We start from the raw sequence: 23,910 nt of genomic DNA, 5'->3' as shown, positions 1-23,910 counted from the left end.
TAAGTCATAGTAATTTTACCGGATATCACCGGCTCTGTCAAGGCTGGGCCGGTAAAAATTACAGATTCCCGGGCGGCTGAGGAAATATTTGTTGCCGTTTTGATGCCTGACCGATGTAATATTTATGTGCTATAATAGAAGTTAATGCCGCCTGCCGAGGGAGGGAAGCCGCTTGCTGCACGTTTTGATTGTTGAGGATGAAAAGCCCATTTCCAACCTGATCCGCCTGAGCCTGTCCAAGGAGGGCTATCACTGTACCTGCGCCTACGATGGCGCCGGGGCGGCGGACCTGCTGGAGAACAACCAGTACGACCTGATTCTGCTGGACGTGATGCTCCCGGAGATTGACGGCTTTGAGCTGATGGAATACATCCGCCCTCTGGAGATCCCGGTAATCTTCCTGACGGCCAAGGCCTCCGTCCAGGACCGGGTGCGGGGGCTGAAGCTGGGGGCTGAGGACTATATTGTCAAGCCCTTCGAGGTCATCGAGCTGCTGGCCAGGATCGACGTGGTCATGCGCCGGTACAAGAAGCAGGACATGATTCTGGAGGTGGGCGGGCTGCGCATCGACACCGGCTCCATGCAGGTTTGGCGGGAGGGGGCCGAGATCAGCCTGACCAAGACGGAGTATGAGCTGCTCCTCCTCTTCGCCCGGAACCCCCGGCGGGCCATGTACCGGGAGACCATCTATGAGCGGGTCTGGGGGGAGGAGTACCCCTTCGGCAGCAAGGCGGTGGACCTGCACGTCCAGCGCCTGCGGAAGAAGGTGGGCTGGGAGCACTGTCTCCAGGCGGTGAACAAGGTGGGCTACCGGCTGGAGGTGGGAGGGTGAAATTTCATCTGAAGATGACCCTGTCCATGCTGGTGCTGCTCTCCCTCCTCTTCGGGATTGGGGGCAGCCTGCTGATCTCCGGCTCCTTCCGGGACTCCCTGGAGCGGGAGAAGTCCGCCGCCTTCGGGGACTACCGCATGGCCTGGGGCACCCTCCAGATTGTCAACAGCCTGAACCCCTATCTGGACCGGGAGGCCATCGCCCAGACCATGGCCCAGCTCTATCAGCAGAACAGCGCCTCCTGGTCGGACCTGCGCCTGTCCGCCGGGGACGAGGTGCTGTACGAGTCGGGCGTCACCCGCGCCTCCTTTCTCCAGTCCGTCCAGGCCGCGGAGGACCCCCAGCCCGGCGGCTGCCGGTTCTGCGTGGCGGACGACCTGGAGGGCAGGCACTACCTGGTCTTTTCCGGGGCGGTGGAGACGGGGAAGGACGTGCTCCGCCTCACCACCAGCCACGACATCTCCGCCCTCTACGCCGCCCGGCAGGACCAGCAGCGCACCTATCTCCAGGTCTTTGCGGTGATGTGCCTGCTGTGCGCGGCCCTGTCCTACTCGGTGTCCCGGGTGCTCACCGCCCCGCTGGAGGCCCTGTCCCGGACCTCCAGGGCCATCGCCTCGGGCAACTACGCCAGCCGGGTCCGGGTGCGGTCCTCCGACGAGATCGGCATGGTCTCCCAGGACTTCAACGTCATGGCCGACCGGCTGGAGGAGCAGATTCTGGAGCTGCGCCATTCGGTGGAACGGCAGGAGCGGTTTGTGGGCAGCTTCGCCCACGAGATGAAAACCCCCATGACCTCCCTCATCGGCTACGCCGAGCTCATCCGCAGCGGCACCCTGACTCCGGAGGAGCAGACCGAGGCGGCGGGCTATCTCTACTCCGAGGGCAAGCGGCTGGAGAGCCTGTCAAGAAAGCTGCTGGATCTGCTGGTCATCCAGCGCCAGGACATGCCCCTTGTGGAGGTCAGCCCGGGGGAGCTGGTGGAGGAGCTGGTCCGCCGGCTGGGTCCGCCCTACGGGGCCAAGGGGATCCAGGTCTCCTGCGACTGCGAGGAGGGGTTCTGCTATCTGGAGCCCGACCTGACCTGGTCGCTGCTGCTGAACCTGGCGGATAACGCCAAAAAGTCCATGGAGCACGGGGGACAGCTCACCTTCCGGCTGCGGATGCTGGAGGACGGCTGCCGGCTCCAGGTGCTGGACAGCGGGCGGGGCATCCCGCCCCAGGCCCTGGAGCACCTGACCGAGGCCTTCTATCGGGTGGACAAGGCCCGCTCCCGGAAGCAGGGGGGCTTCGGCCTGGGGCTGGCCCTGTGCCAGGAGATCGCCGCTCTGCACAATGGGAGCATCCGTTTTGGCAACCGCATCCAGGGCGGGGCCTGTGTCACGGTGGAGCTGAGAGGAGGCCGGACGGAATGAAAAATACTCTGAGACGGTATCTGCCCTCCCTGTTCACCCTGCTGCTTATCGCCTTGGGGGCGGCCATGCCCTGGCTGTCCGCCGCGGTTCAGGACGCGCAGATTGGGAAGCTCCAGGAGGATATGGACCTGAACACCGTCAGCCTGACTCTGCTGCAAAACGAGGGGCTGGAGCAGAGCTTGCGGATCGCCTCTTCGGAATATGTGAACATCCCTTGGAGCAGCGGCACCGCCCTGACAGAGGAACAGGCCCTCCAGACAGCGGTGGAGACGCTGGATGTGATGTATTCCTTTGGCCTGCTGCAAAAAAAGGGGATGCAGGTTTTGAGTAAGGTTGGCATGACCGCCGAGCCCTGCCTGATGGTGGCTGAGGACGGCGGCTCCGCCCTGGTTTGGAACTGCCGCTGGGCTGATGAGGACACGGCCTTCTGCACCATCACGGTGGACGATGCCAGCGGAAAGGCCGTTCAGCTACACCTGAGCACCCTCGCGGAGACGGTCGACGCCTCTTCGTCACAGACCATGGGCGGCCTGACCATATATAGTACAAAGGCGATAGAAAATTGCTGGGTCCTGCTGGATATATGGGCCTCATTTTTGCAGCACTACTACGGCGCCACTTTGACGACGGTCACAGAGCTTGAGTATTTTCCGAATGGCGGGGCGAATTTTCTGCTGGATCTGGAATTTTACGGCGACGATACCGCACAGATCTGCAGCCTGTCGCTGGAGATCTATCCCGACGAGGTCCGCTTCAATTTTTGACCCCCGATGCCGAATTGATGGCAGAATGATGACATTTGAAGGAAACACCCCGCTATGATAGGGACAATCCCAATCACAGCGAGGTGTTTTTCATCATGAAGCGTCAAGGAAAACCAGGCCGGAGGCGGTATCTCCGCCGCCGGCTGCACAGACTGCTGGACGGCCTGCTCTCCATCGCGGTCCTTCTGGGCGCATCGGCGGTCCTGATGGCCGCTCTGGCCCCCTGGGAGGAGGCCGCCCCGCCGGAGCCGGTCAGGCCGGACTCCCTCACCATCTATGCCCGAAATCCCGCCCCGGCTGAGCCCACAGCCCCGGCTGAGCCCGAGCCCCCCAGGGAACCCGTCAGCCGGGACAGCTGGAGCCTGATTCTGGTCAACCGCTGGAACCCCCTGCCGGAGGACTACTCCCTCCAGACAGTGGAGCTGCAAAACGGCCTGCAGGTGGACGAGCGGTGCCTGTGCGATCTCCAGGCCATGCTGGATGCCTGCCGGGCGGAGGGCCTGTCCCCGGTGGTCTGCTCCGCCTACCGCTCCCGGGAGAGACAGGAGGAGCTGTTCTCCAGCCGGGTGGACCGGCTGATGGCCCAGGGGTACTCCCGGGAGGAGGCCGAGGAGGAGACGGGAAAGCTGACCGCCTTCCCCGGCACCAGCGAGCACCAGACCGGGCTGGCAGTGGACATTGTGGACCTGAACAACCAGCTGCTGGACGAGAGCCAGGAGGACACCGCCGTGCAGAGGTGGCTGATGGCCCACAGCTGGGAGTACGGCTTTATCCTCCGCTACCCCAGCGGGAAGAGCGAGATCACCGGCATCCTCTATGAGCCCTGGCACTACCGCTATGTGGGCCGGGTGGACGCGGAGCGGATTCACACCCTGAATATCTGCCTGGAGGAATACCTCTCCGGGACCTTCTGACCCCGCTTCAGCGGCAGAGGGACAGGCCCCTTCGGCCTGTCCCTCTTATCTTTTCTCAAAGCGTATGCTATCCGATCCTCCGCCGCATCTGCTCGGGGTTGTCGGCGAAGCTGATGGCCGAGTCGGCGGTAATCTCCCGGGCCCGATAGAGGGCAAGCAGCGACTGGTCCATGGTCATCATGCCCTCTCCGCTGCCGGCGGCGATGGCGTTGTCGATCTGATAGGTCTTATTGTCCCGGATCAGGCTGCGGATGGCGTTGTTCGCCCGCATAATCTCAAAAGCGGGCACCAGCTTCCCCCTGACACCGGGCACCAGCTGCTGGGATACCACCGTGTGCAGCACCATGCTCAGCTGGGCCCGCACCTGCTCCTGTTGTCCGCTGGGGAAGGTGTCCACAATCCGGTCAATGGTGTTCACCGCCCCATTGGTGTGCAGGGTGGCGATGAGCAGATGGCCCGTCTCCGCCGCCGTCATGGCGGTGTGGATGGTCTCCTGGTCCCGCATCTCCCCCAGCAGGATCACGTCCGGAGCCTGACGCAGGCAGGCCCGCAGGGCTGAGGGGTAGTCGATGGTGTCGATGGCAATCTCCCGCTGGCTCACGATGCTCCGCCTGTTCCGGTGGAGGTACTCGATGGGGTCCTCCAGGGTGATGATGTGGCACTCCTTGGTGCGGTTGATCTGGTCGATGATGCAGGCCTGGGTGGTGGACTTGCCGCTGCCCGCCGTGCCCGTGACCAGAATCATGCCGTGGAACACGTCCGCCAGGGACATAATCTGATCCGGAATGCTTAGATCCCGCCAGTGGGGGATGTCGAAGGCCACCACCCGGATGACCATGGCCATGGAGCCCCGCTGCCGGTAGACATTGACCCGGAACCGGGCCAGCCCGGCCACCGAGAAGGAGAAATCGTCATCCCCCTCCTCAAAGAAGCGGTCCGGGGGGCGGTTCGCGATGTCGTAGGCCTCATGGACCAGCGTCTCCGCCTCTCTGGGCATGACGCGCTCTGAGGTGATTGGGATCAGCCGGTTTTCCCGCTTGGCGGACACCGCCGCGCCGGCCACAATAAACAGGTCCGACGCCCGATCCTCCACCGCCCGCTTCAAATAGTCGTTCAGTCCCATACCGGACCCTCCTTTACTGTACCACGCCGTCCCAAACGCCCAGATACTCCTCCGCCGACCACTCCTGGGACAGCCCCGCCTGCCACCGCAGGACGCTCCAGCTCCCGTCCTCCCCAAGCTGCACCAGCACCTGAAGCTGCTGGGTATCCGAGATGGGGCAGTCGTACTGGGCATAATCTCCGCCGCTGCCGTAGAACTGCACGCCCGCTGGCCGCTCCCCGTTCCGCAGCCTGGCCAGCATCTCCTGGGCCTGGCAGTCGGCGGCGTAGTAATCGCTTACCGCCTGGGCGGTGGCGTCGGCCAGCCGCACATCCGCCTGGACCGTGGTCAGGCTCAACAGGGCGAATATAGTCAGGCACAGCACCGCGAATACCACCAGCAGAGACACGCCGCCCACCGCCGGCGGAGAGAAGCGCTCCCGATTTTCAGCCCCCACTGCCACGCACCTCCTGCTGCCAGGCCACCTCCAGCTCGAAGAGTACCTCCGGCTCCTGGCCCACGTTGAAGCCCTTCGCTACAGATACCCTGGCCTTCCAGAGGCCAGGGACCTCTGTGGGCACACCTGCGGACTCCAGCCGGTACACGCCGTTATCCGCCGGGTTCCAGTCCTCGTCAAACTCCTGATACAGCAGTCCCTGATCGCACTGATAGCCCAGCTTTTCCGCCGTTTTCACCTGGGCATTGCCCATATCTCCGCCAAAATGGCGCAGGGTCTCCGCCACATTCTGGCACAGGGTGACCGCCCGGTCCCGGGCCTCGCTGTCCTTGGACAGGCCGTCTGACTTCACGAAGGCCTGGACGCACAGCGCCGCCGCCAGCGCGAACACCAGCAGCATGACCATCTGCTCCATTAAAATAAGGGGTGGCTTGTTTCTCATCCTGCCGCCCCCTCTCCGCTGCGGGGCACAAGATACAGCTTCTCCGTCCCGCCCGCGCCTGTCTCTATCTCCGCCGTCAGCAATCCGCCGTCCATAGCCAGCGAAAGCCCCTCCAGCGCCATAATCCGCTCTCCGTCCTCGGGAGCCAGGTGCGCCCCCTCGGCGGCGTACAGCTCCATCAGATATCCCTCATGCCAGTAAACTCTTGTAACATAGCCGCCGCTGGTCAGCGTCAGCGCCTGCGTATCTCCGAAGGGCCTGACCGTCACGCCCCCCCGCACGTCCCCCTGGCGAACCCGGGAGGTGATGTACTGGGCGCAAATCCGCTGCTCATAGGCCGCCCGGTCCCGCTGGGTCAGACGCCGGTAGGCCCTGGCCCCCGTCAGCAGCACGCCCAGCACGCAGGCGGCGAACACGCCGAACAGCAGCAGCATCAGCAGTCCATCTATATGATGTTGACCGGCTTGTCTTCTCATGGCAGGTTCTCCAGCACAGTAATATCGGGCATCAGGTTCTCCGCGAAGGCGGTATAGTGGACGGTATACCGCTTCTCGTCAATTTGAATCCCGTAGCGTTCCCGCAAATCGTCCAGGCTGGCAGGATAGGCCCCCTCCGCGGCGTAGCAGGCCACGCAGCCCCGCCGCAGGGCCTCCTCCAGCTGCTCCAGGCTCTTCTCTGACCGCCCGCTGTCCAAATTGTTCACGGCCAGTGCAAAACACAAAAACACCCCCGCCGTCAGCCCAAGGAGCAGCAGGTTCCGAAGCAACGTAATCCAGCCGTTTTTTTTCCCTTTCATCATTTCACCCGATTGCCGCCATAATATTCATCAGCGGCAGCATGACAGACAGCAGAATCAGCCCCACCAGCACGGAGCAGACCAGCACCAGCGCCGGCTCCACCGCGCCCACCAGGGCGTCCAGGGCGGCGTCCCCCTCCTCGCCCAGGTCCCGGGCGATCTTTTCCATGGAGGCGTCTCCTGCGCCGCTGCGTTCGCCCAGCTCCAGCAGACGGCACTGCCGGGCGGGCATCAAACCGCTGAGCCGCAGGGCTCCGCCCAGGCTCTCGCCCTTCTCCAGCCGGCTCTGGCAGTCCTGGCAGCGCCGCTTCGCGCCGCCCTCCATCAGCTTGGCCGACAGGGCCACCGCCTCCTCCACAGGCAGGCCGCTGGCCATGCCCATGGCCATCGCCTGGGCCAGCTTGGCGTTATTCAGCTTCCGGGAGACCCCCCGGTCCCCCCGGATCACCTGCCACAGCCTGCCCACGGCGGACCGCAGGGGCCGGATCACGCTGAGAAGCAGCGCCAGAACGACCAAAACGCCCAGTCCCACAAACAGGATGGGCATAAACTCCTCCAGGCGCTGGCCGAAGGCGAGCAGCCACGCGGCCGCGCCGGTGAGCTCCCCGCCCAGGGAGGCATATACATCGTCGAAGATGGGCAGCACCTTGACCAGCAGCACCCCGATGACCAGCAGCATCAGCGCCAGCATCACCATCGGATACATCACCGCGCCGCGGACCCGGCGGCTCAGCCGCGCCCGCTCCTCATAGTACCAGGACAGGGCGGCCAGAGCCTCCTCTGTCCGCCCGGTCTGCTCGCCCACCTCCACCATGCCGCTGACATAGACAGGGAAGCTCTTGCTCTCCCGCAGGGCGGCGGACAAGGTGGCGCCCTCATCCACCTGCTTGGCCAGAGCGGTCAGCAGCTTCTTTTGGGCTCCGTCCTCCGCCAGCAGAGACAGGGCGTCCGCTGTACCCACCCCCGCGTGAAACAGCAGGGACAGCTCCAGGCACAGGCTGGCAATTTCATTGTTGGAAATTTTATGTCTCATAAAAGCTCCCGGAATAGTAGGAATCTTCAGGGCGCCGGGCCCCGAGCCTGAACATCAGTAGAGGTAGCGCACCGTGTAATTCTTTCCGTCGCCGATATACTCCATAATGGCCGTGCTGCTGTTGCCGGAGGAGGCGAAGGTGGGGTCCATTCTCTGCCAGACCGTGCCGTCAAAGAAAATTACGCCGTCAATCCAGCCGGTCTGCTCGGTCCATACGCTGACCCAGGCGTGGTAGACGCTGCCGGCATAGCCCACCACCAGCTTGCAGGGAACGCCCTGACTGCGGAGCATTCCGGCCATCAGCGCGGCATAGTCGAAGCAGATTCCCTTGTTGCCCGCCAGAATGGTGTCCAGCTCGGGCAGATAGCCGCTCTGCACCGTCGCCGCTTTGGCGTTGTCATAGCTCAGACTGCCCACCACATAGTTGTACACCGCGCCCACCTTGTCCAGCGGGCCGCTGACATTCTGGGTCAGCTCCTTCGCCTTCGCGACGGTCTTGGGGGCATTCTCATAGTTGACATACTGGTTGGGCCGCAGGAAGGGCGCGAACTCATCCTTCAGCGACACCTCAAAGCTGGCTGAGGCCAGCACGGCATATTTCTTCCCCGTGGTGTTCTGGAGGGCCGTGACCTTATAGGTGCCGTTGCCGTCAGACAGGGGGAAGGTCGACCATCCCCCGGTGGGCAGGTCATAGGTATAGGTCGTGGTGGGACCGCCCACCTGCACCCGCAGCCGCTTGCTGCTGTTCCCCGCGAACCGGACCATCACATAGCCATCCTGCACGTTGGAGTAGTCGATCTCCGCGCCGCCGCCGCTCTTTACCGCCGTGCCCGAGGCCGCCGGCATCAGCACGGTGGACAGGGCCGCCGGAGAAGCGGTCATGGGCACAATGTCATCCTCCAGGTGGGTCTCCTCCATGGGCACCTGGTCGATATAGGCGGAGCCTCCCCCGGACGCGTTTGAGCTCGCCGCCGGCGTGGAGGTGCTCCCGGCGTCCGGCTCACCCTCCTCCTGATCGGCGGGGGGCTGGGGCTCCTCGCTGGAGGCGGTGCGCTGGGGCTGTCTGGCGCTGGAGGGGCCGAAGGCATCCTCGTCGGCGACAGCCTGCATACAGCCTGCCAGCATACACACTGCCAGCAGCAGGGGGATCAATTTTTTCAGCTTCATGGGGTCCTCCTTTTCACGAGCAAAACAAAGCATCTGCAATCCTGTTCCTGCTCTCCGCGGGCCGTCCCTCTCAGGCGGGCTCCTCCTCCATCTGAACACAGCGCACCGTGAAGCGCTGGCGTCCGCCGATGGTGCAGGTAAACAGGGTCAGGTCATAGCCGCCGTAGCCGTTGGCCGTCAGCATATCCCGGGTCTGGTTCGGCCTGAGCTGCTCCATGGCGGCCACCGAATAGTTGAACACATTGCCGTCCATATCGGTAAACTGGACCTGGTCGCCCACAGTCAGGTTTACCAGCTGGCCGAAGTGCCGCTTATAATTGTGGGCGGCGATGACCATATTCTTTAGATAGGCTGAGCCGTAGTAGCGGCAGGGGGCAATTTTCAGGTTGGGGTAGCTCCACTCATTCAGTACGGGCAGCTCCATGTCCAGAGCCGGAATACTGATGGTGCCGACATAGCTGTTCCCGTCGATCTCCTTCACCGGCATGTCAATCATGGGGTCGATCTCATAGATGGGGAGAATCTCCTCGGGCAGCTCAAGGGCATTCGTCTCATTGATGGCCGCCTGCAGCACCTGAAAGGCCTCGCCGGCACTGGCGCCGGCCCGGTCGTCCTCCCACATGTTGTGGGCGGTCAGTCCCCCCGCCGACAGCAGCAGCAGCAGCCCCAGGAGCATGCAGACAAGTCCATTTTTATTCCTCATACTGCGCCCCCCTGTACCGCACCCAGCCAATCAGGAACAGGAATATCCCGCTGATGGCCAGCAGGGGCACCGGCCACCACAGCTGGCCGGTCTGAGGCAGGTCTGACAGGGGCACCTCCGGGTCGTCCAGCTCGATCTCCTCATAGGGGTCGCCCGGAATTTTCGGCGGAGGTCCCAGAGGCACGTCCGGGTCCTCGATTTCAATCGGGGGCGGCGTGGGGGTCGGAGTATCCGGCTCATCCGGCTCATCCGGGGGATTGGGATTGTCTGGGGGATCTGGATTGTCCGGTTTGCCCGGTTTATCCGGTTTGTCCGGCTTATCCGGCGGGTCGTCCGGATCGTCCGGGTCACTCGGATCGCTCGGTCTCAGGGTATTGACAATCTCCACATTGAACTCGTCGTAGTAGTGATAGGTCACCCTGTACCCGCTGTTCCGCACCTCACGCACGGTCCATGAGTAGGAGCTGTCCAGCCCCTGCACAATGGCCTTCCAGTTGTCCGCCTTGGTCAGGGTGATGGTCCGATCATACTTGCCGTCCTTCAGCAGCTCCACCTGGATGCTGTTGGGCGGATTTCTGAGGGTGCCTCCGTTCTCGTTTCTCCAGCGCTTTACCACCTGGAGCGAGACCAGCTCGCCCGGGTCCTCGGGCGTGACCTTGCTGCGGACCTCAACAGCGCTGACCCAGCCCCATTTCTCCGCGCCCGTCCCGTCCTCATAGCTCATCCAGTTGGGCAGGCAGACCAGGTAGGGGGCCGGCTTATAGACCACATCCTTGTCCCGGTAGGTCTGGTTGGTGACCAGATACAGCCCGGGCTTCAGGCCAGTGAAGCTGGCGGTGCTCTTCTCGCCGCTGATCTGGGTCTCCTTCTGCCGGAAGGGCGTGTCCGGCAGGTGGCTGGACAGGGTTTTCGCCAGAGTCCGCCAGTCTCCGGCGGTCCGGGTTGTGTTCAGGTCCTCGCCCAGGTCCTCCAGGACAGAGGCGAACTGGCCCTTCGCCGCGTCGTAGGACACGCTCCGGCTGACGTCGGCCACATTATACAGCTCAACGGTAATCTTCACGCCCGGGTAGTTCAGGAGCAGGGAGCACTCCCTCCCATACTCCTCTGCCGTCATGTCCCGAATGCTCTCCGCAGCCAGGGCCGGCCGGGCCAGCAGGGCGGCGCACATAAACAGGCACAGGCCCCACGAAACGCTCCGCCGCAGGTATGTTTTCAGTTTCATTTGGATGCCCGCCTTTCCACGCCCGGCGCCTGAGGCGCCTCAGGGCGTTATATTCTTCTTCAATTTCGCTTTCTTCTTTTTCTTCTTCCCGCCGGGGTTGACAATCAGCCATATCGCCAGCAGAAGCAGCATGGGGGCGGCCACCACGGGGGCCACCAGCATGGGATCGACGCGCACCGCGTCGGAGGTCACCCGGGCCGAGCCCGAGTGGGGATTCTCAATCCGCGTGCCCCGCACCAGCAGCCGGTGGCTGTTGATGCCGTATGGGGTGCAGGTTACCAGGGTGCAGTAGTCCTGACCCTGGATAATGTTCAGATCATTCATCTCCTCCGGAAGGACGATGCGGATCTGGTCCACCTCATAGGTAAGTGTCTCGTTCAAAATCTGCAGCTGGAAGTAATCCCCTTCCACAAGCTGATCCAGGTCGGTAAACAGCTTGGCGCTGGGCAGGCCCCGGTGTCCCGACAGCACGCTGTGGCTGGACGGGCCGCCCACCGGCAGGGAGCTGCTCTCGATATGCCCCACCGCAATCTGGAGCACGGTTTCCGCCGTGCCGTGGTAGATGGGCAGGGTGCAGTTGATCTTCGGAATGTCAATATAGCCCATGACGCCGTTTTCCGTCATGTTCAGCTGGCTGAGATAGTCGGCCCACTCCGCCTCTGACAGCAGATAAGGGGTGGTTTTATCCGCCATCCGCTCGTTGTACTCCACGGCGCTCAGCCAGATTCTCTCATAGTCCTCGTGGTTCAGGTTGGCCACCTCTTCCGTATAGGTGGAAATGGCCTGGGATTGGTGGAAGGAGTTCCAATAGTCGCTTGCTGTGGGGTACAGCAGCAGGGCGACCCCCGCCAGAAGTACCCCAATCAGCAATACAGTGGACAGATGCTTTTTCATTCTGCTTCAATTCCCCTACCGCGCCGCGGCCATACCGCGGCGCGGCGGGGGCGCGGATTCTTTGTTAAGTTCTTGTCTTACTCGTCGTCAGAGCTGCCAACACGCCGCTTGGTGATCAGCAGAACCACCGCGCCAACGGCCAGCGCGCCGCCGAGAATGTAGAAGATTGTGGTGCCGATGCCGCCGGTCTCAGGCAGCTGCAGGCCCTGATTGTTTACGATGGTGCCGTTGATCACGCCGTCGTCGTCCACAGTAAGCTTGCTCTCCTGATTGACAGTAATTGTCAGCTTGCCGCCCTCAGGACCAGTGGTCTCAGTCTTATCAGCGGTAATCACAACCTCAATGGGGGCAATATCATTATACTTTTCGTCGGGCTTCTTAGTCTCCACCAGCATATAGGTCCCAGCCTTCAGGCCCTTAACGCTAAACCTGCTGCCGGCGGGCCAGGCAACGCCCTCACTATCTGTGAACTCTTCCGTGCTCGGAGTCAGGACATAAACAGGATCGCGGCCCTCGATGGGCTTGCCGTCCTCGCCGATATCATCCGGGTTGTACAGTGCGAACTCAGCGCCAGTCAGGGGCTTGCCGTCGCCATCCACCTTGTTCACGTCCAGCTCCAGCTCAAACACCTTAACCTCCTCGCCGGGGATAACGTCAGTATTGACATTCATATCTACCTTGTTGGAGTTACCGTCTGTGCCGGTGACGGCATTCTCATTCACCTGGGACTGATAGGTGATCTCGATCAGGGCGCCGGGAGCTGCATTTTCCAGCTCCTGCGCGTTGGGGATCTTGATTTCAAAGGTGCAGCTATCCTCAGGACTCTCAATCAAGGTATACAGGTCGGGCGAAGTCAGTACCTGATCCGGTTTGCCGGCGGCTTTCACTGTGATTACAACGCTCTCCGGCTTAAAGGTCAGCCCCTCGCTCTGCACATCGTGCAGTACGATGTTATAGCCGCTGGTGTCAGTCGCGTTCGTCCACTTCCCGCTCTTGATATCATCAGGCAGCGCCACAGTCAGCTTGAAGTTGACATCGTCGCCCACCTTGTAGATAGCGCCGTCGGACCAGCCGCCCACAACTTCGCCCTCTGCGTTCTTCTTATCCTCATCCCAGACCTCCTTGGTCACCTGGGAGGTGCTGTCCTTGGGGGCAATCTTTACGTCTCCAGTCACGGTCCGGAGCATATAGATGGGCTCGCCCGTGGTCGGCTGGTCTACCATCACACAGTAGCCGGTCAAAACATCCTGGGTGTTTTTGTCGGTCACCAGAACACTGGTATTGAACGCTCCGCTGGTGGCAATCGTCTTAGCCAGAGCGGCATTGTTCGCAACGCTGCTGAACTGGGAGCCAGGGGTCTCAAACTTGTCGTGCAGGACCTTCGCTACATCCTGAGCGCTAGATTCGGCGGTAATGGACTCAAAGGCCTCCGGAAAGTCCCGCTTCAGGGCCTCAATCAGGGTTCCGGGGATTACACTGTCACCCCACTCGATGGTATTTTCCTTCAGGGAGCTGCCGTCAGCGGGAGCAGCCTTGAAGAGCTGATATACGGTGAACTGATGCCCGGTGGAGGCTGTGCTCAGGGAAGCCTTTTTCGGGTCATTTCCGGCATAGGGATCGCCCTCCGCCGCCATCGCGGGGGCCACCATGCCCAGCGCCATAACCAGCGCCAGCATGGAAGCCGCCAATTTCTTGAATTTTTTCATGTTCTATTCTCCTTTCGACTTCTCGGTTTCAGGGGGGTGAGGCTGTTTGGAAGCTTTACAAAACATTCCTCGCCCCCCCTCTGTAGACTCGCCTTTTATACCACAGACAGCCCGCCGCGATCAGCGCCGCGCCCGCCCAGATATACAGATTGCTGCCCAGTCCTCCGGTTTCGGGCAGTTGGTAATAGAAGGTGTTGGTACACAGGACCTCCACGCTGGTCTGGTCGCCGTTGGTCATGGACCCGCCGCAGCTTGAGCCCTCCTGCGCATCACCGCCGTTGACCTGGAAGGAGGTCTTGCAGTTATCCAGGCCGTCCGTTTTCTCGGTCAGCTTATACGTCGCGGTGGCCGGGATGGGGTAAACCAGGAGGTATTCGCCGCTTTTCAGGGTGAAGTCAAGACCCTTTTCGTCGTTGCCTGTCACGCCCTCTTTCAGCGCTTCATCCTCAATTTTCTCTTCCTCTCCCGCTTCGTTTACCTTGTATTTCTCCACATTGAAGGTACTGCCGTCGCCGTTAATCTTCAGGTTGAAGTTGAACTCCTGGTCCATCCTGGTCTCGTCACCCTCCACCTGCTTCTCGATACGCAGGTAGTTGGCTTCGGCGGTGGGCGGCTTATACTGGGGCGCGGGGATCATGTTGGGGATAGTGAACTGCATCCAGCAGGTGGAGCCGGACGCACCGCGCTCGGTGTAGAAGAAATCCAGCCGGTGGGACTCGTTGCTCTCACGGTCTATGGAGATGTAGTCCCACAGGTTCACGTACTCGCCTACAGAGGAGTGAACGCCGCCGATGTCGCACACCAGCTTGCCGTCCAGGTACACCCACATGTCGTCGTCGCCGTAGAAGTAGTACTCCAGCGGGCCTACATACTCCTTTTGCAGGGTAAAGGTTACCGCGAAGCTCATACCGAAGTAGGAGTTGTGGCTCTGGAAGTCGTCGCTGGTCGGGAAAGCTGTCCATTCACTCGTGCTATCGTTCTCTCCATGATACAGCACTTTCGTCCTGTTCCCGAACAGCGGGTCCTTGCCCTTGTTATCAGCGGGGGCGTTGGCATAGATGCTGTCCATGGGCCAGAAGTTGTTGGTCCAGATGCTGGGATACTTTGGATCTGGATGTCTGAACTTCTCCAGGCCTGTAGTACCTGTTCCATTTACGGCAGACAAGGTATAGGTGTCACCCTCACGGTTGAACTGCAGAGAATAATCATCGTAGTAATACTTTCCGACCTGTTCATGGCCCTCGCCCCCAAAAATCTCAGGCGCGGCCATTTTAAAATCGGGTACTCCATCCTTCAGATAGTCGCCAACCAGCCCGAAGGAACATCCCTTATAGCCATCCTTGCCAGGCTCCGCACCTCTTGACGTGGTGTTTAACTTATTGATCAGGCTGCCATCCCGCTTATTTTCGCCAAAGTATGTGCCGGTATTGGCTCCGCCGAAGGCAAACTTATCCGCTGCATCAGAGTTCTCTCTACTGTTAATGCCCTCCGCTCCGGTATAATAGCCTCCTTTGGTATCCTGTTTTCCGTTTGTAATATCATAGTCGTAGAAGGTGGCTTTATAGCTTGTAGTCCCTTCGTTGGACGTCTCATACACCATACGGATAACTGTGTTGTTGGTAATCAGCACTGCACCGGTATCATAGGCAGTTTTGGCGCTGTTGGTGAAGTTCAGGGCGTTGAACACATCCTCCGTATAGGGGGTGTAGGCCGCAGGATCATTTTCGTTCTCCTCGGTCGCCCCATCGGGATAGATGCGGACCTCGGTCAGCTCATAGTGAGCGCCGTCTTCGCTTACTACCTTGCCCAGGTATTCGGTGGTCAGCTTTTCCACCTCAATGGGGTTATACTGGATCGTGGAGGACTGGAAAATCTCCCGCATCTCTTTTACAAAGATGACGTTGCCATTGTCGTCCAGCAGCAGCTCCGCGCTTCTTGGTTCACCATTCGTACCGTTCACATCATAATCTTTCCCATTCTGGGGCAGAATCCCCCCGCTGGTGTCAATGAAGGGCAGGACGTTTGCGGTGGACACCTGCTTACCGTCAATGGCATCGCCTCGTTTTGCCGGCCGGTTCAGGTTGGCGTAATACTCCACCGTGAACTCGGGGAACTGCCCCAGCTGGGCGGTAAAGAGCACGCTTCTCGACTGGGGCGAGACGTTGAAGTACATCACCGCCGGGTTGCCGGAGGGCTCCACAGTGTCCAGCACCAGGGTGCCCACCTCGCTGGGCTGCTCCATCGCGTCCGCCTCGCCCGCCTCCTCGGCCAGCGCGGCGATTCGAACCTCAGCGCTCTCCGGGCTCTGCGCCTCGCCGTCCTCATTGTCGATGGTCATAGTCTCCGAGCCCATATTGACCAGCGCGTCCACCAGCTCCTGGGTAAATTCCACCTCCGCCTCGATGCTGCACCGGGACAGATCAACCTCCCGACCGTCGCTGGCGGTCACGGAGAAGGTCAGCACCGACAGCACAATCTGCTCTGCCTCAGACTCGGGCACGGCGGCAGTGATGTTCCGATACTCCGGGCTGTCCTGATCGGGCTCGTTCACATGGAACTCAATCTTTATAGGCTCCCCCTCCCATTCAGGGGAGTCCGCCCAATCCGAATCCTCTGTCCAGTCGGGGGCGGCTGCCAGCGGCACATCAATATCACCGCTGATAACGCTGCCGTCCTCATCCACACCGCCGGCACTGCTGTCGCCGCCGCTGGTATCTCCGGCGTCACCGCGCTCGATGTCAGCCTCATCCGAAGACGCGGTCCCGGCGTCACTGCTCCCGCCGTCCGCCGGCCCGGCCGGCTCATCCGGGGACGCGGCCCCAGTGTCATCGACGTCTGGTTCAGCAGCCGGTCCCTCCGGCTGCTGGCCGTTTCCGCTGTCCAAGGACGGCGGGGCGCTCTCCTCTCCACCGCCCAAAGTGGCGATTCCCGTAATGTGGAAGGTAGCGTGGAATGCGTCGGTGTCATAGCTGAAGTAGTCGTCCAGCTCGATTCTGGTCGGCCTGGGCTCCATAGGCTCCTCGGGTATCTCAACCAGCTCGGGGGGCTCCTCCAGGCAGTCTACGCTGTGGATATGCTCAGGCAGGGTGCACCGCAGCTTGCCGCTCTCGAAGTAGCAGTCGTCCATATGAACGTGCTCCTTCTGTCCGCAGAGGTAGCTGTCCTCCTCCTCTTTGGGGATGATCTCTACATAGCACTCCTCCACATGGGTGTGCTCCTCCCTGTCACAGGTCAGCACCCGGGTCTCCACAGGGTCCCCCTCCGGGGTGAGGAAGCAGTCGTCGCTGTGCTGATGAAGGATAACCTCCGGCTTGTCGCAGATCAGCTCCTGATCCTCGATCTCTCCGGTCTCCTCATTGCAGGTGATCTCGTAGCACTCCTCTGTGTGCTCATGGAGGATCAGCTCCTCCTCCCGGCAGGACAGCAGCTCGGTAATCTCATAGCACTCGTCCGTGTGGACGTGGCCGCTCTCCCGCTCCTCCTCCTGACAGCGCATCTCCTGGGTCCAATCATAGCACACGTCAGTGTGGGTGTGGCCCCGCTCCTCCTCCTGGCAGTCCAGAATCTTCTCCTCCGGATAGCAGGCATCGGTATGCGTGTGGCCCCCGGTCTTTTCCTCACAGATGAGGGTCCGCTTCTCCGGGTAGCAGGCGTCAGTGTGGACGTGCTCTCCGCCCTCCTCCTGCGTACAGGTGAGGGTCCGCTCTGTGGGATAGCAGGCGTCGGAGTGGGTGTGGCCCTTGCTCTCCTTCTGGCCGCAGGTGAGGGTCCGCTCCGTTTTTGTCTCGTAGCAGCCGCCGGTGTGGGCGTGGCCCTCCGACTCCTTCTTTCCGCAGTCCGGCTCTGTGCTCCGCTTCTCCGTATAGCACCCGCCGGTGTGGGTGTGCTCCCCGTCCTCCTCCAGACCGCAGGTGAGAACCTCCTCCACGGGGTAGCAGGCGTCGGTGTGGGTGTGTCCGCCCGACTCCTTCTGGCCGCAGGTGAGGACCTCCTTCTCCTCCTCGGTGTAGCACTCGTCGGTGTGGGTATGCCCCTCCGACTCCGTCTTTCCGCAGTCGGGAGCGCCGCCCTGCTCCTCGGTGTAGCACCCGTCCGTGTGGACGTGGCCCTCCGACTCCAAACCGCAGCTGGGGACGTCGCCCCGCTCGATCTTATAGCAGGCGTCGGAGTGGACGTGGCCGCCCCCCTCTGTCAGACCGCAGTCAGGGGTGCCGCTGAGTTCCGTTCTGTAGCACGCGCTGGAATGGGTATGGCCGGCCGATTCCTCCAGGCCGCAGGTCAGCTCGCCCCGCACATAGGTGTAGCAGGATGGCCCGTGGGCGTGGCCCAGGACCTGTCTCTCCTCACAGATCAGCTCCCGGAACTCCCGGTAGCAGTCGGTGTTGTGGATGTGAAGCTCCCGCTCCCGGAGGGGGCAGATCAGCTCACCGTTTCGGTCGTAGCAGCTGGATTCGTGGGTGTGGACCACGGTCTCCCCATCCTGCCCCGCTGCACAGACCAGCTCCGGCTGAACAGGGACCAGCTCTTCTGTCCAGCATTCCTCGGTGTGAACATGGGCTTCCTTTCCGCACAGCAGCGCGTTGGACTGAGTCACCGCCGGCATAATCAGCGCGTAGGCAGTGGCAATCGCAACGACAAACGCCAGACAGCGCAGGACCGCCGCTCTGCGCCGGTTCTGCCGTCTGGTGGTCAGATAATACTGCACCCGCACCGCAAAATTCCGTCCCATGTGTCATTCCCCTCCTTCCTGTCAAAATAAGGCTTCCACTATAAATATAAGGTATCAGCTCCGCTTTTCCTTTAAAACAAGCTACAAAATTCCAAATGCCTCCAGGGGCCAGGCCCGGAAAATCAGCTTCCCGACAATCTGCTCATAGGCTATGCAGCCCAGCAGCGAGTTGCGGGAATCCAGAGACACGCTCCGGTGGTCCCCCATGACAAAGACTCTGGACTCCGGCACCTGATAGGGCAGGGTGATATCGCAGTCTCCAAAGGCCTTCTCCTCCAGATAGGGCTCATACAGCTCCCGGTCGTTGACATACACCGTGCCCGCCTCGTCGATATTGACCCAGTCGCCCGGGCCGGCGATGACCCGCTTTACCAGGATCTTATTGTCGTAATAGAACGCGATTACATCCCCCGTCTGGAAGCTGGACCCCTTCAGGGCCACCACCACGTCCCCGCCCGTCAGGGTAGGGGTCATGGAGTTTCCGCTGATCTGGAGCACTGGCACCCACAGGGTGGCCACCAGCACGGCGGCGGCGGCCACGGTAATCAGGGCATAGATGGTATTGCGCATGACCCGGCGGAAGCGCCAGCGGTATTTTTCCCGCCCCAGCTCCGCCTCCAGCTGCTCGATGGAGGGAATCTCCAGCGGTTTGCTCTCTTTGTTCTTTTTTTTCATCCGGTCACCATTTCCTAATCATGCTGCCAGCCGAAAAAGAGGGTCGTCTTGCCGTTTTCCTTCCGCTTTCTCGCCCGGAAGGGCGTCGTCCTGCTCTGGCTGGAGGAGCGGCGCTCCGAGCTCCGCTCCCGCTCTCTGGCGGCCGGTCTGGGCCGCGCCGGCTCCGACGCATAGAGCTCCTCGTTTAAGAAGTCCCACTCCAGCGGGGCCTCGGGCTCCAGCGGCATTTCCGGCTCCAGCGGAGGCTCGGGCTCCGGCTGGACCTCCGGCTCCGGCTGAAACACAGACTCCGGCTTGGCCTGAAACACGGGCTCTGGCCTCGCCTGGAACATGGGCTGAGGCGCGGCCGGGGCCTGAAATCTCGGCGGGGGCGGAGCCTCCGGCCTAAGCCTGGGCTCCATCCCCTCCGGGATTGCGTAAAACTCTTTCACACTTTGAAGATATTGGTTGGCGGCCTCCTGCGCCGCGTCAAATACGCCGTTCAGCCGCAGCGCGGCCTCCGCGATGCTCCCCACCTCCGACAGGTCGGTCTCCCGTTTCTCCCGCTCGGTCTGAAGCGTTGTCTGAAGCTCATGAATTTTGGCGTCCTTTTGGTCCAGACGCTCTCTTAAACGCTCATAGCTCTCTTCCATCTGGCTCAGCTGTCCCTCTGTGTCCCGCAGCAGCTTGCTCAGGCGGTCTGTCTCCTTCGCCTGATCCAGCAGCAGCTGCAGCAGCTCCCGGCGGCCGAGCTTTTGTAACTCCTTGTCTGTCATAGATGTGGGTTCCCTCCTGTAATCCGCAGCCGCGGGCCGCAGATTCCGTTCCAAAAGGCAGGGGCTGTCAGCGAGTTATATTTTATAGTTTTTGGCTTCATTTTTTCAATTTTTGTATACCTCGCTCTTGCACAATCATTATACATCTTCTTATATAGAAAAGCAAGTGCGTTTTTTTCGTAATATCGCCGAATTTTTCGCGCTGAAATTGGAACAAGCGGCAGTTCACTCCGCTGTCAGTATATGAACGCCGGCAGAAAAATGACTCACCTTCCGCCCCCGCGCTGAGAGCAGTCATTTTTCTGGCGCCCGCCCCTCTACGAAGGGGCGGGTCCCTGCGCCGAAGGCCCGCGCTGTTTCGGCACAGCGCGGACCCTCCCGGCAGATTTCAACTTGCGCTCAGGGGACGGGCACCGTTTCCACGGTGTAGCCCAGGTCCCGCAGACCCTGGACAATGCCGGTATTGCCGATCATGTGTCCCGCGCCCACGGTCAACAGGCCGGTGTGGGAGCCCTCCTGCTTCAGGTAGCGATCCGCCCAGGCGATCATGTTGGGGTCACGTCCCTCAAAGAGCTTGGCGTTGAGCTCGTCGGAGGTGTTGGCCTGGATGTCGTCCTTGGGGTAGTCCCCAGCGAAGCCCTGGATGTCCCGGCGCTTCCACTGGTCCATCCAGCGGTCAATGGCGTCGTCCTGCTCCTTCAGAGCGGCCTCATAAGCCGCCTTCTCCTCCTCGCTCAGGTCCTCGGCGGCATCCATTCCCAGATACATCGCCAAATTCATGGTCAGGTAATTCTCCTGATATTCATCGGACAGATCGTCGAAGATCCTGCCCTGGAAGGCGTAGGTCTCCACCCCCTCCACGGGGATGTCTGCGTTGGTAGCCCTGGCGTTGACATACAGGTCGATGGCCATAGCGTTATCGCCGCTGGTCTCATCAAGCATGGACAGAGCCGTAAAGGTGTTGGCCAGCGCCCAGGGCTTGAGCCGGGCGATCTCAGCCTCCGTCATGCCCAGGGGAGTCAGGGCATCGATGACCTCCTGATAGAGCTCAGAGTCGATGTGGTCCTTCAGGGTGGTGCCGTCGGAGTAGGCCTGCATGGCGGTAAACTCGTCAATGCCCTCCTGGCTGTTGAAGTCCAGCTCAAAGGCTGCCAGCTCGGCGGAGGTAATCACATCCCGCAGCTGCCTGTGGAAGGGGTAGAGGTTGTTCCGGTCGGTGTGGATGGAGCCCAGGAGATACAGGGTATTCCCATTCCCCTCGGCCTTCCACAGCAGGCCCAGAGAGCCGGCGTTCTGCTGGTCATACAGGGCCAGGATCAGACGATTGGCAAAGACGGCGGCCTCCAGAAGGGTGCAGGGCCGGTCCAGGCCCATGTCCCCGGCGCCGTCCCCTCTGACCACCCCCAGGGAGGACAGAAATTCCACCGGCCCGGCGTCGATGCCCGGGAAGGCATAGGGGAGGGCCTCCATATACAGGGCGTTGAGCACGCCGCCCCGGGTGGTGTCAAGCACGAAGGAGCCGGTGCCGGACCGCTGCTCCACTCCCAGCAGGGCCAGCTTATCCGCCACCACCTGTGTCATCCTGTCCAGCTGATGCTGCTCCACCGTCTTGTCCCGGTCGGAGGTCTCGATCTCGTCTCCAAACAGGCCCATGGCGTAGCCGTCGGCCATCTCGCTCCAGGCCCAGTCGGGAATACCCGCGGGGTCATACTCCACCGTGGTAATCGAGGTGTCCCCTCCACCCCCGTTAGGATCGGCGGGGACATTCTCCGCGGCCATAACAGGCATCGCGCTTCCAATCAGCCCCATTGCCAGCAGCAGGGCAAGCAGTTTCTTCATGTGTATCTTCCTTTCTTCGGGCAAAGCCCAATCATTCTATTATATTGTATCATGGAATCCTCGTATGTCAAATTAAATTCTCCACAAAAATACTCCTGCACCTCTTGTACCGCTGATTCAGAATAGCACACCGCATTTCACAAGTCAATTAAAAAGTGATTTAAATATTCAACTCACTTTGTGACATGGAATAACGATTGCCCGGCAAACTATAATGTACTCAAAAAGGAGTTTAAACAGTGAGGCACTATGGAGAAATTTATTATCACCCCCCGGGAGGACAAGACCGTCACCATGACCATCCGCATTGACAGATCCCTCCAGGAGCGGTACAACGAGCTCTCCGCCCGGACAAACCGCTCCCGGAACGAGCTCATCGGCATGGCCCTGCAATACGCACTGGACCACATGGAGCTGAGAACAGCAGAAACGCCTCCCCTGTAAAAGGGAGGCGTTTCCCATGCGGCGCTCAGGCCAAATCTAAAGCTCCAGCCACTCCGCCAGGTCCCACAGGTCGGGGGAGATGTGGTCGGGGCGGAAGCGGGCAAAGGCCTCAGCCGGAGTAGTCCCCAGGAGGACGGCAGCGAAGCGGGTCCCGGCGTTCCGGGCCGCCCCGGCGTCCAGCACAGTGTCCCCGCAGAACAGGGCGTTCTCCGGCCTGACCCCCAGCCGGTCCAGCACAAACAGCAGCCCCTCCGGGTCCGGCTTGTGCCGCTTGACGTCGGCGCTGCCCACCACCAGGTCCACTGTATCCGCCAACCCCAGCCGCTCCAGGATAATTTCGATGGTATCCCCCCGCTTGGTGCTGACGATGGCCGTCTTGACCCCCCGGGCCTTCAGCCCCCGGAGCAGCTCCTCCGCCCCGGGAAACAGGGTGGTCTCCCTCCGCTGGCGCTCCACCGCCACCTCAGAGAACAGCGCCCGGAACTTGGCCTGGCGCTCCGGGTCAAGGTCCCCGGTCAGCATGGAGTAGGCGTCTTCCAGCAGAAAGCCCACCGTTTTCCGCACCGCCTCCCGGTCAGGTGCGGGCCAGCCCAGCCCGGTCAGGCCGTGGACAAAGCCGGCCACGATGGAATCGGTGCAGTCCCCCAGCGTATAGTCAAAATCAAAGCAAACTGCCTGAAACATCACATTTCCTCCCTTAGGGCCCGTCTCGGGCTCTACTGCATCACAATCATATTGGGCCATCGGCTCTCTATCAGGCCGTCGTCATACTGCTGGTCCAGGAAGGCCTCAAAGGCGCCGGAGGGCTCCGGCTGGAGGGGCCGGGCGCCATACCGCAGCATGGCGGCACTGGTCAACAGGGCGTTGCACACCATCAGCCCCACCACCGCCCAGGTCATCACCTTGCCCGGCAGGGCGGGAACGGCCTCGATGGCCCGGGACATCACCGGGTAAATGCCCTTGATCCAAATCACCGCCAGCACCCCCCAGAAAAAACAGAAGAGCACATTGGTCCGCCCGCCAATGTTCAGGGGCATGTGGCTGTAGTCCCAGAACACAGTGCCGAAGACCAGCTCGGTGAACACGCTGCAAAGGTACTCATAGGTCCCGCCGATGACGAAGCCGGCAGCAAAGACAAAGAAGGAGTCCCGGTGAGCCAGCCCCTGTAGGGAGACGGTGAGCACAACCGCCCCCAGCCCCCAGACAAAGCTGAAGGGGCCGTAGAGCACGCTGGAGCGGTTCATCCACTGGCCGTTGACCAGTCCGCACCAGAAGGTCTCGATGATGTCCCCCAGCAGGGCCGAGGTGAGGAATACCCACACCAGCTTGTCCAGACAGATCCCCCTGGCGAAGGTATAGCTCCCCTGCTCCTCCGGGGTTATCTCCCGGATGCCCGGGTAAGCCTTCTGAAGCCGCCTCCACAAACTGGCGGTTATCCGCCCGGCGATCCGGCCCTCGCTGCTCTCCGCCTCCCGACGCTCATAGGCCCGGGCACCTCCGGTGCGCAGGGTGTACAGCACCCCTCCGAAGTCCGCCGCCATCAGGGTAAACAGGACCAGTACAGCGGCCATCTTCAGCAGCTCCGGTACAAGGGCCAGCAGAGCCAGCAGCAGGGGGTGGACCACCAGATAGATCACGTAGCAGCCTGCCGCCACCGCCAGGGAGTAGATCAGACCCCGGGCACTTCCCCCCAGCACACGGTCCCGCTTCCCGCCCCAGTCCACTCCAGGGCCCAACTGCCGGTTTAAGTGGTCTGCCATGCTCTCCGAAACCGAGACGATGGCCAGGGTGAACAAAAATTGCAGCCAGTACCGCCCCGTCAGGGCAGGCAGGGTGAGGATCATCAGGTCAAAGGCCGCCCCGTAAGACAGTAGGAAGGGCATGGTCAAAAAGCCCCGGTTATAAAACCGGCGTCGGGCCAGGGCATAGTACAGCACCTCTGCGCACCAGCCCAGAAAGGAGTAGATCAGCAGATAGAGCCCCAGGTCCAGCAACTGTGTCATATTCATGAAGCCGTTAACCTC

At 61.4% G+C, this 23,910-nt stretch carries 22 protein-coding genes; 5 read left to right on the top strand and 17 right to left on the bottom strand.

Translation table 11 applies throughout. The features are described from left to right. Positions 1-172: 172 nt before the first annotated feature. The 4 genes from D1641_RS05940 to D1641_RS05925 all read left to right on the top strand — a co-directional run bounded on the left by D1641_RS05940 (position 173) and on the right by D1641_RS05925 (position 3,922). On the top strand, positions 173-832 hold the full coding sequence (locus D1641_RS05940; RefSeq protein WP_160663658.1) for a response regulator transcription factor: 660 nt from the start codon (positions 173-175) through the stop codon (positions 830-832). Beyond that, complete coding sequence (locus tag D1641_RS19845; RefSeq protein WP_160663656.1) at positions 829-2,244, top strand: sensor histidine kinase; 1,416 nt, start codon at positions 829-831, stop codon at positions 2,242-2,244. The genes D1641_RS05940 and D1641_RS19845 overlap by 4 nt, the downstream gene beginning before the upstream one ends. Beyond that, the gene (locus D1641_RS05930) at positions 2,241-3,008 is read left to right on the top strand and encodes a hypothetical protein (RefSeq protein ID WP_160663654.1); all 768 of its coding nucleotides are present in this window, start codon (positions 2,241-2,243) and stop codon (positions 3,006-3,008) included. Before D1641_RS19845 ends, D1641_RS05930 begins: the two co-directional genes overlap by 4 nt. Before the next feature lie 95 nt (positions 3,009-3,103). Beyond that, a complete protein-coding gene (locus tag D1641_RS05925; RefSeq protein WP_243149282.1) occupies positions 3,104-3,922 on the top strand; it encodes a M15 family metallopeptidase in 819 nt (272 codons plus the stop codon). A 67-nt stretch (positions 3,923-3,989) separates the two neighbouring features. On the opposite strand, the gene D1641_RS05920 is transcribed toward D1641_RS05925, so the two are convergent. From D1641_RS05920 to D1641_RS05850, 15 genes are all read right to left on the bottom strand, one after another. Next, on the bottom strand, positions 3,990-5,045 hold the full coding sequence (locus D1641_RS05920) for a PilT/PilU family type 4a pilus ATPase (protein WP_160663652.1): 1,056 nt from the start codon (positions 5,043-5,045) through the stop codon (positions 3,990-3,992). 13 nt (positions 5,046-5,058) lie between these two features. After that, entirely contained in the window at positions 5,059-5,481 is a 423-nt protein-coding gene (locus tag D1641_RS05915) for a hypothetical protein (RefSeq protein WP_160663650.1), read from the bottom strand. Then, a complete protein-coding gene (locus D1641_RS05910) occupies positions 5,471-5,923 on the bottom strand; it encodes a hypothetical protein (RefSeq protein WP_160663648.1) in 453 nt (150 codons plus the stop codon). The genes D1641_RS05915 and D1641_RS05910 overlap by 11 nt, the downstream gene beginning before the upstream one ends. Next, entirely contained in the window at positions 5,920-6,399 is a 480-nt protein-coding gene (locus D1641_RS05905; protein WP_160663647.1) for a DUF4860 domain-containing protein, read from the bottom strand. The genes D1641_RS05910 and D1641_RS05905 overlap by 4 nt, the downstream gene beginning before the upstream one ends. Continuing rightward, positions 6,396-6,722: a hypothetical protein gene (locus D1641_RS05900; protein WP_243149281.1), complete on the bottom strand. Its 327-nt coding sequence runs from the start codon at positions 6,720-6,722 to the stop codon at positions 6,396-6,398. Before D1641_RS05900 ends, D1641_RS05905 begins: the two co-directional genes overlap by 4 nt. 1 nt (position 6,723) lies before the next feature. Continuing rightward, entirely contained in the window at positions 6,724-7,752 is a 1,029-nt protein-coding gene (locus D1641_RS05895) for a type II secretion system F family protein (RefSeq protein WP_160663645.1), read from the bottom strand. Between the two features lie 54 nt (positions 7,753-7,806). After that, a complete protein-coding gene (locus D1641_RS05890; RefSeq protein WP_243149280.1) occupies positions 7,807-8,919 on the bottom strand; it encodes a transglutaminase-like domain-containing protein in 1,113 nt (370 codons plus the stop codon). A gap of 70 nt (positions 8,920-8,989) precedes the next feature. Further along, entirely contained in the window at positions 8,990-9,622 is a 633-nt protein-coding gene (locus D1641_RS05885) for a sortase (protein WP_160663643.1), read from the bottom strand. After that, entirely contained in the window at positions 9,612-10,844 is a 1,233-nt protein-coding gene (locus tag D1641_RS05880; protein ID WP_160663641.1) for a Cna B-type domain-containing protein, read from the bottom strand. Before D1641_RS05880 ends, D1641_RS05885 begins: the two co-directional genes overlap by 11 nt. 39 nt (positions 10,845-10,883) lie before the next feature. Beyond that, positions 10,884-11,738 carry a class C sortase gene (locus D1641_RS05875; RefSeq protein WP_160663639.1) on the bottom strand — a complete coding sequence of 285 codons (855 nt, stop codon included), beginning with the start codon at positions 11,736-11,738 and terminating at the stop codon, positions 10,884-10,886. Positions 11,739-11,815: 77 nt separating this feature from the next. Beyond that, complete coding sequence (locus D1641_RS05870) at positions 11,816-13,444, bottom strand: isopeptide-forming domain-containing fimbrial protein (protein WP_160663637.1); 1,629 nt, start codon at positions 13,442-13,444, stop codon at positions 11,816-11,818. A 55-nt stretch (positions 13,445-13,499) separates the two neighbouring features. After that, the gene (locus D1641_RS05865; RefSeq protein ID WP_160663635.1) at positions 13,500-18,173 is read right to left on the bottom strand and encodes a fibro-slime domain-containing protein; all 4,674 of its coding nucleotides are present in this window, start codon (positions 18,171-18,173) and stop codon (positions 13,500-13,502) included. Between the two features lie 81 nt (positions 18,174-18,254). Continuing rightward, on the bottom strand, positions 18,255-18,848 hold the full coding sequence (lepB, locus tag D1641_RS05860; RefSeq protein ID WP_160663633.1) for a signal peptidase I: 594 nt from the start codon (positions 18,846-18,848) through the stop codon (positions 18,255-18,257). Positions 18,849-18,862: 14 nt separating this feature from the next. Then, on the bottom strand, positions 18,863-19,603 hold the full coding sequence (locus D1641_RS19120; protein ID WP_201757263.1) for a hypothetical protein: 741 nt from the start codon (positions 19,601-19,603) through the stop codon (positions 18,863-18,865). A gap of 399 nt (positions 19,604-20,002) precedes the next feature. Then, positions 20,003-21,442 (bottom strand): TraB/GumN family protein, encoded by a 1,440-nt coding sequence (locus D1641_RS05850; RefSeq protein WP_160663631.1) that lies wholly within the window; start codon positions 21,440-21,442, stop codon positions 20,003-20,005. 249 nt (positions 21,443-21,691) lie between these two features. On the opposite strand from D1641_RS05850, the gene D1641_RS05845 reads away from it, so the two are divergent. Continuing rightward, complete coding sequence (locus D1641_RS05845; RefSeq protein ID WP_160663629.1) at positions 21,692-21,886, top strand: CopG family transcriptional regulator; 195 nt, start codon at positions 21,692-21,694, stop codon at positions 21,884-21,886. A gap of 36 nt (positions 21,887-21,922) precedes the next feature. Here D1641_RS05845 and D1641_RS05840 read toward each other — a convergent pair whose 3' ends face one another. Both D1641_RS05840 and D1641_RS05835 read right to left on the bottom strand, forming a co-directional pair. After that, a complete protein-coding gene (locus D1641_RS05840; protein WP_243149279.1) occupies positions 21,923-22,570 on the bottom strand; it encodes an HAD-IA family hydrolase in 648 nt (215 codons plus the stop codon). A 32-nt stretch (positions 22,571-22,602) separates the two neighbouring features. Beyond that, on the bottom strand, positions 22,603-23,895 hold the full coding sequence (locus tag D1641_RS05835) for a putative ABC transporter permease (protein ID WP_160663625.1): 1,293 nt from the start codon (positions 23,893-23,895) through the stop codon (positions 22,603-22,605). Positions 23,896-23,910 lie beyond the last annotated feature (15 nt).

This window comes from Colidextribacter sp. OB.20 (assembly GCF_009911595.1).
In the GTDB taxonomy this organism is placed as follows: domain Bacteria; phylum Bacillota; class Clostridia; order Oscillospirales; family Oscillospiraceae; genus Lawsonibacter.
The sequence above is the reverse complement of the archived record's forward strand: the minus strand, read 5'-3'. Positions and strand labels throughout refer to the sequence as shown.

Excerpts from the sequence above, each read along its gene's own strand:
- D1641_RS05840 (WP_243149279.1), bottom strand. The coding sequence starts at position 22,570 with ATGTTTCAGGCAGTTTGCTTTGATTTTGACTATACGCTGGGGGACTGC.
- D1641_RS05875 (WP_160663639.1), bottom strand. The coding sequence starts at position 11,738 with ATGAAAAAGCATCTGTCCACTGTATTGCTGATTGGGGTACTTCTGGCG.
- D1641_RS05880 (WP_160663641.1), bottom strand. The coding sequence starts at position 10,844 with ATGAAACTGAAAACATACCTGCGGCGGAGCGTTTCGTGGGGCCTGTGC.
- D1641_RS05845 (WP_160663629.1), top strand. The coding sequence starts at position 21,692 with ATGGAGAAATTTATTATCACCCCCCGGGAGGACAAGACCGTCACCATG.
- D1641_RS05930 (WP_160663654.1), top strand. The coding sequence starts at position 2,241 with ATGAAAAATACTCTGAGACGGTATCTGCCCTCCCTGTTCACCCTGCTG.
- D1641_RS05850 (WP_160663631.1), bottom strand. The coding sequence starts at position 21,442 with ATGAAGAAACTGCTTGCCCTGCTGCTGGCAATGGGGCTGATTGGAAGC.
- D1641_RS19120 (WP_201757263.1), bottom strand. The coding sequence starts at position 19,603 with ATGACAGACAAGGAGTTACAAAAGCTCGGCCGCCGGGAGCTGCTGCAG.
- D1641_RS05925 (WP_243149282.1), top strand. The coding sequence starts at position 3,104 with ATGAAGCGTCAAGGAAAACCAGGCCGGAGGCGGTATCTCCGCCGCCGG.
- D1641_RS05885 (WP_160663643.1), bottom strand. The coding sequence starts at position 9,622 with ATGAGGAATAAAAATGGACTTGTCTGCATGCTCCTGGGGCTGCTGCTG.
- D1641_RS05895 (WP_160663645.1), bottom strand. The coding sequence starts at position 7,752 with ATGAGACATAAAATTTCCAACAATGAAATTGCCAGCCTGTGCCTGGAG.
- D1641_RS05870 (WP_160663637.1), bottom strand. The coding sequence starts at position 13,444 with ATGAAAAAATTCAAGAAATTGGCGGCTTCCATGCTGGCGCTGGTTATG.
- D1641_RS05910 (WP_160663648.1), bottom strand. The coding sequence starts at position 5,923 with ATGAGAAACAAGCCACCCCTTATTTTAATGGAGCAGATGGTCATGCTG.
- lepB (WP_160663633.1), bottom strand. The coding sequence starts at position 18,848 with ATGAAAAAAAAGAACAAAGAGAGCAAACCGCTGGAGATTCCCTCCATC.
- D1641_RS05905 (WP_160663647.1), bottom strand. The coding sequence starts at position 6,399 with ATGAGAAGACAAGCCGGTCAACATCATATAGATGGACTGCTGATGCTG.
- D1641_RS05865 (WP_160663635.1), bottom strand. The coding sequence starts at position 18,173 with ATGGGACGGAATTTTGCGGTGCGGGTGCAGTATTATCTGACCACCAGA.
- D1641_RS05890 (WP_243149280.1), bottom strand. The coding sequence starts at position 8,919 with ATGAAGCTGAAAAAATTGATCCCCCTGCTGCTGGCAGTGTGTATGCTG.
- D1641_RS05920 (WP_160663652.1), bottom strand. The coding sequence starts at position 5,045 with ATGGGACTGAACGACTATTTGAAGCGGGCGGTGGAGGATCGGGCGTCG.
- D1641_RS05900 (WP_243149281.1), bottom strand. The coding sequence starts at position 6,722 with ATGATGAAAGGGAAAAAAAACGGCTGGATTACGTTGCTTCGGAACCTG.
- D1641_RS05835 (WP_160663625.1), bottom strand. The coding sequence starts at position 23,895 with ATGAATATGACACAGTTGCTGGACCTGGGGCTCTATCTGCTGATCTAC.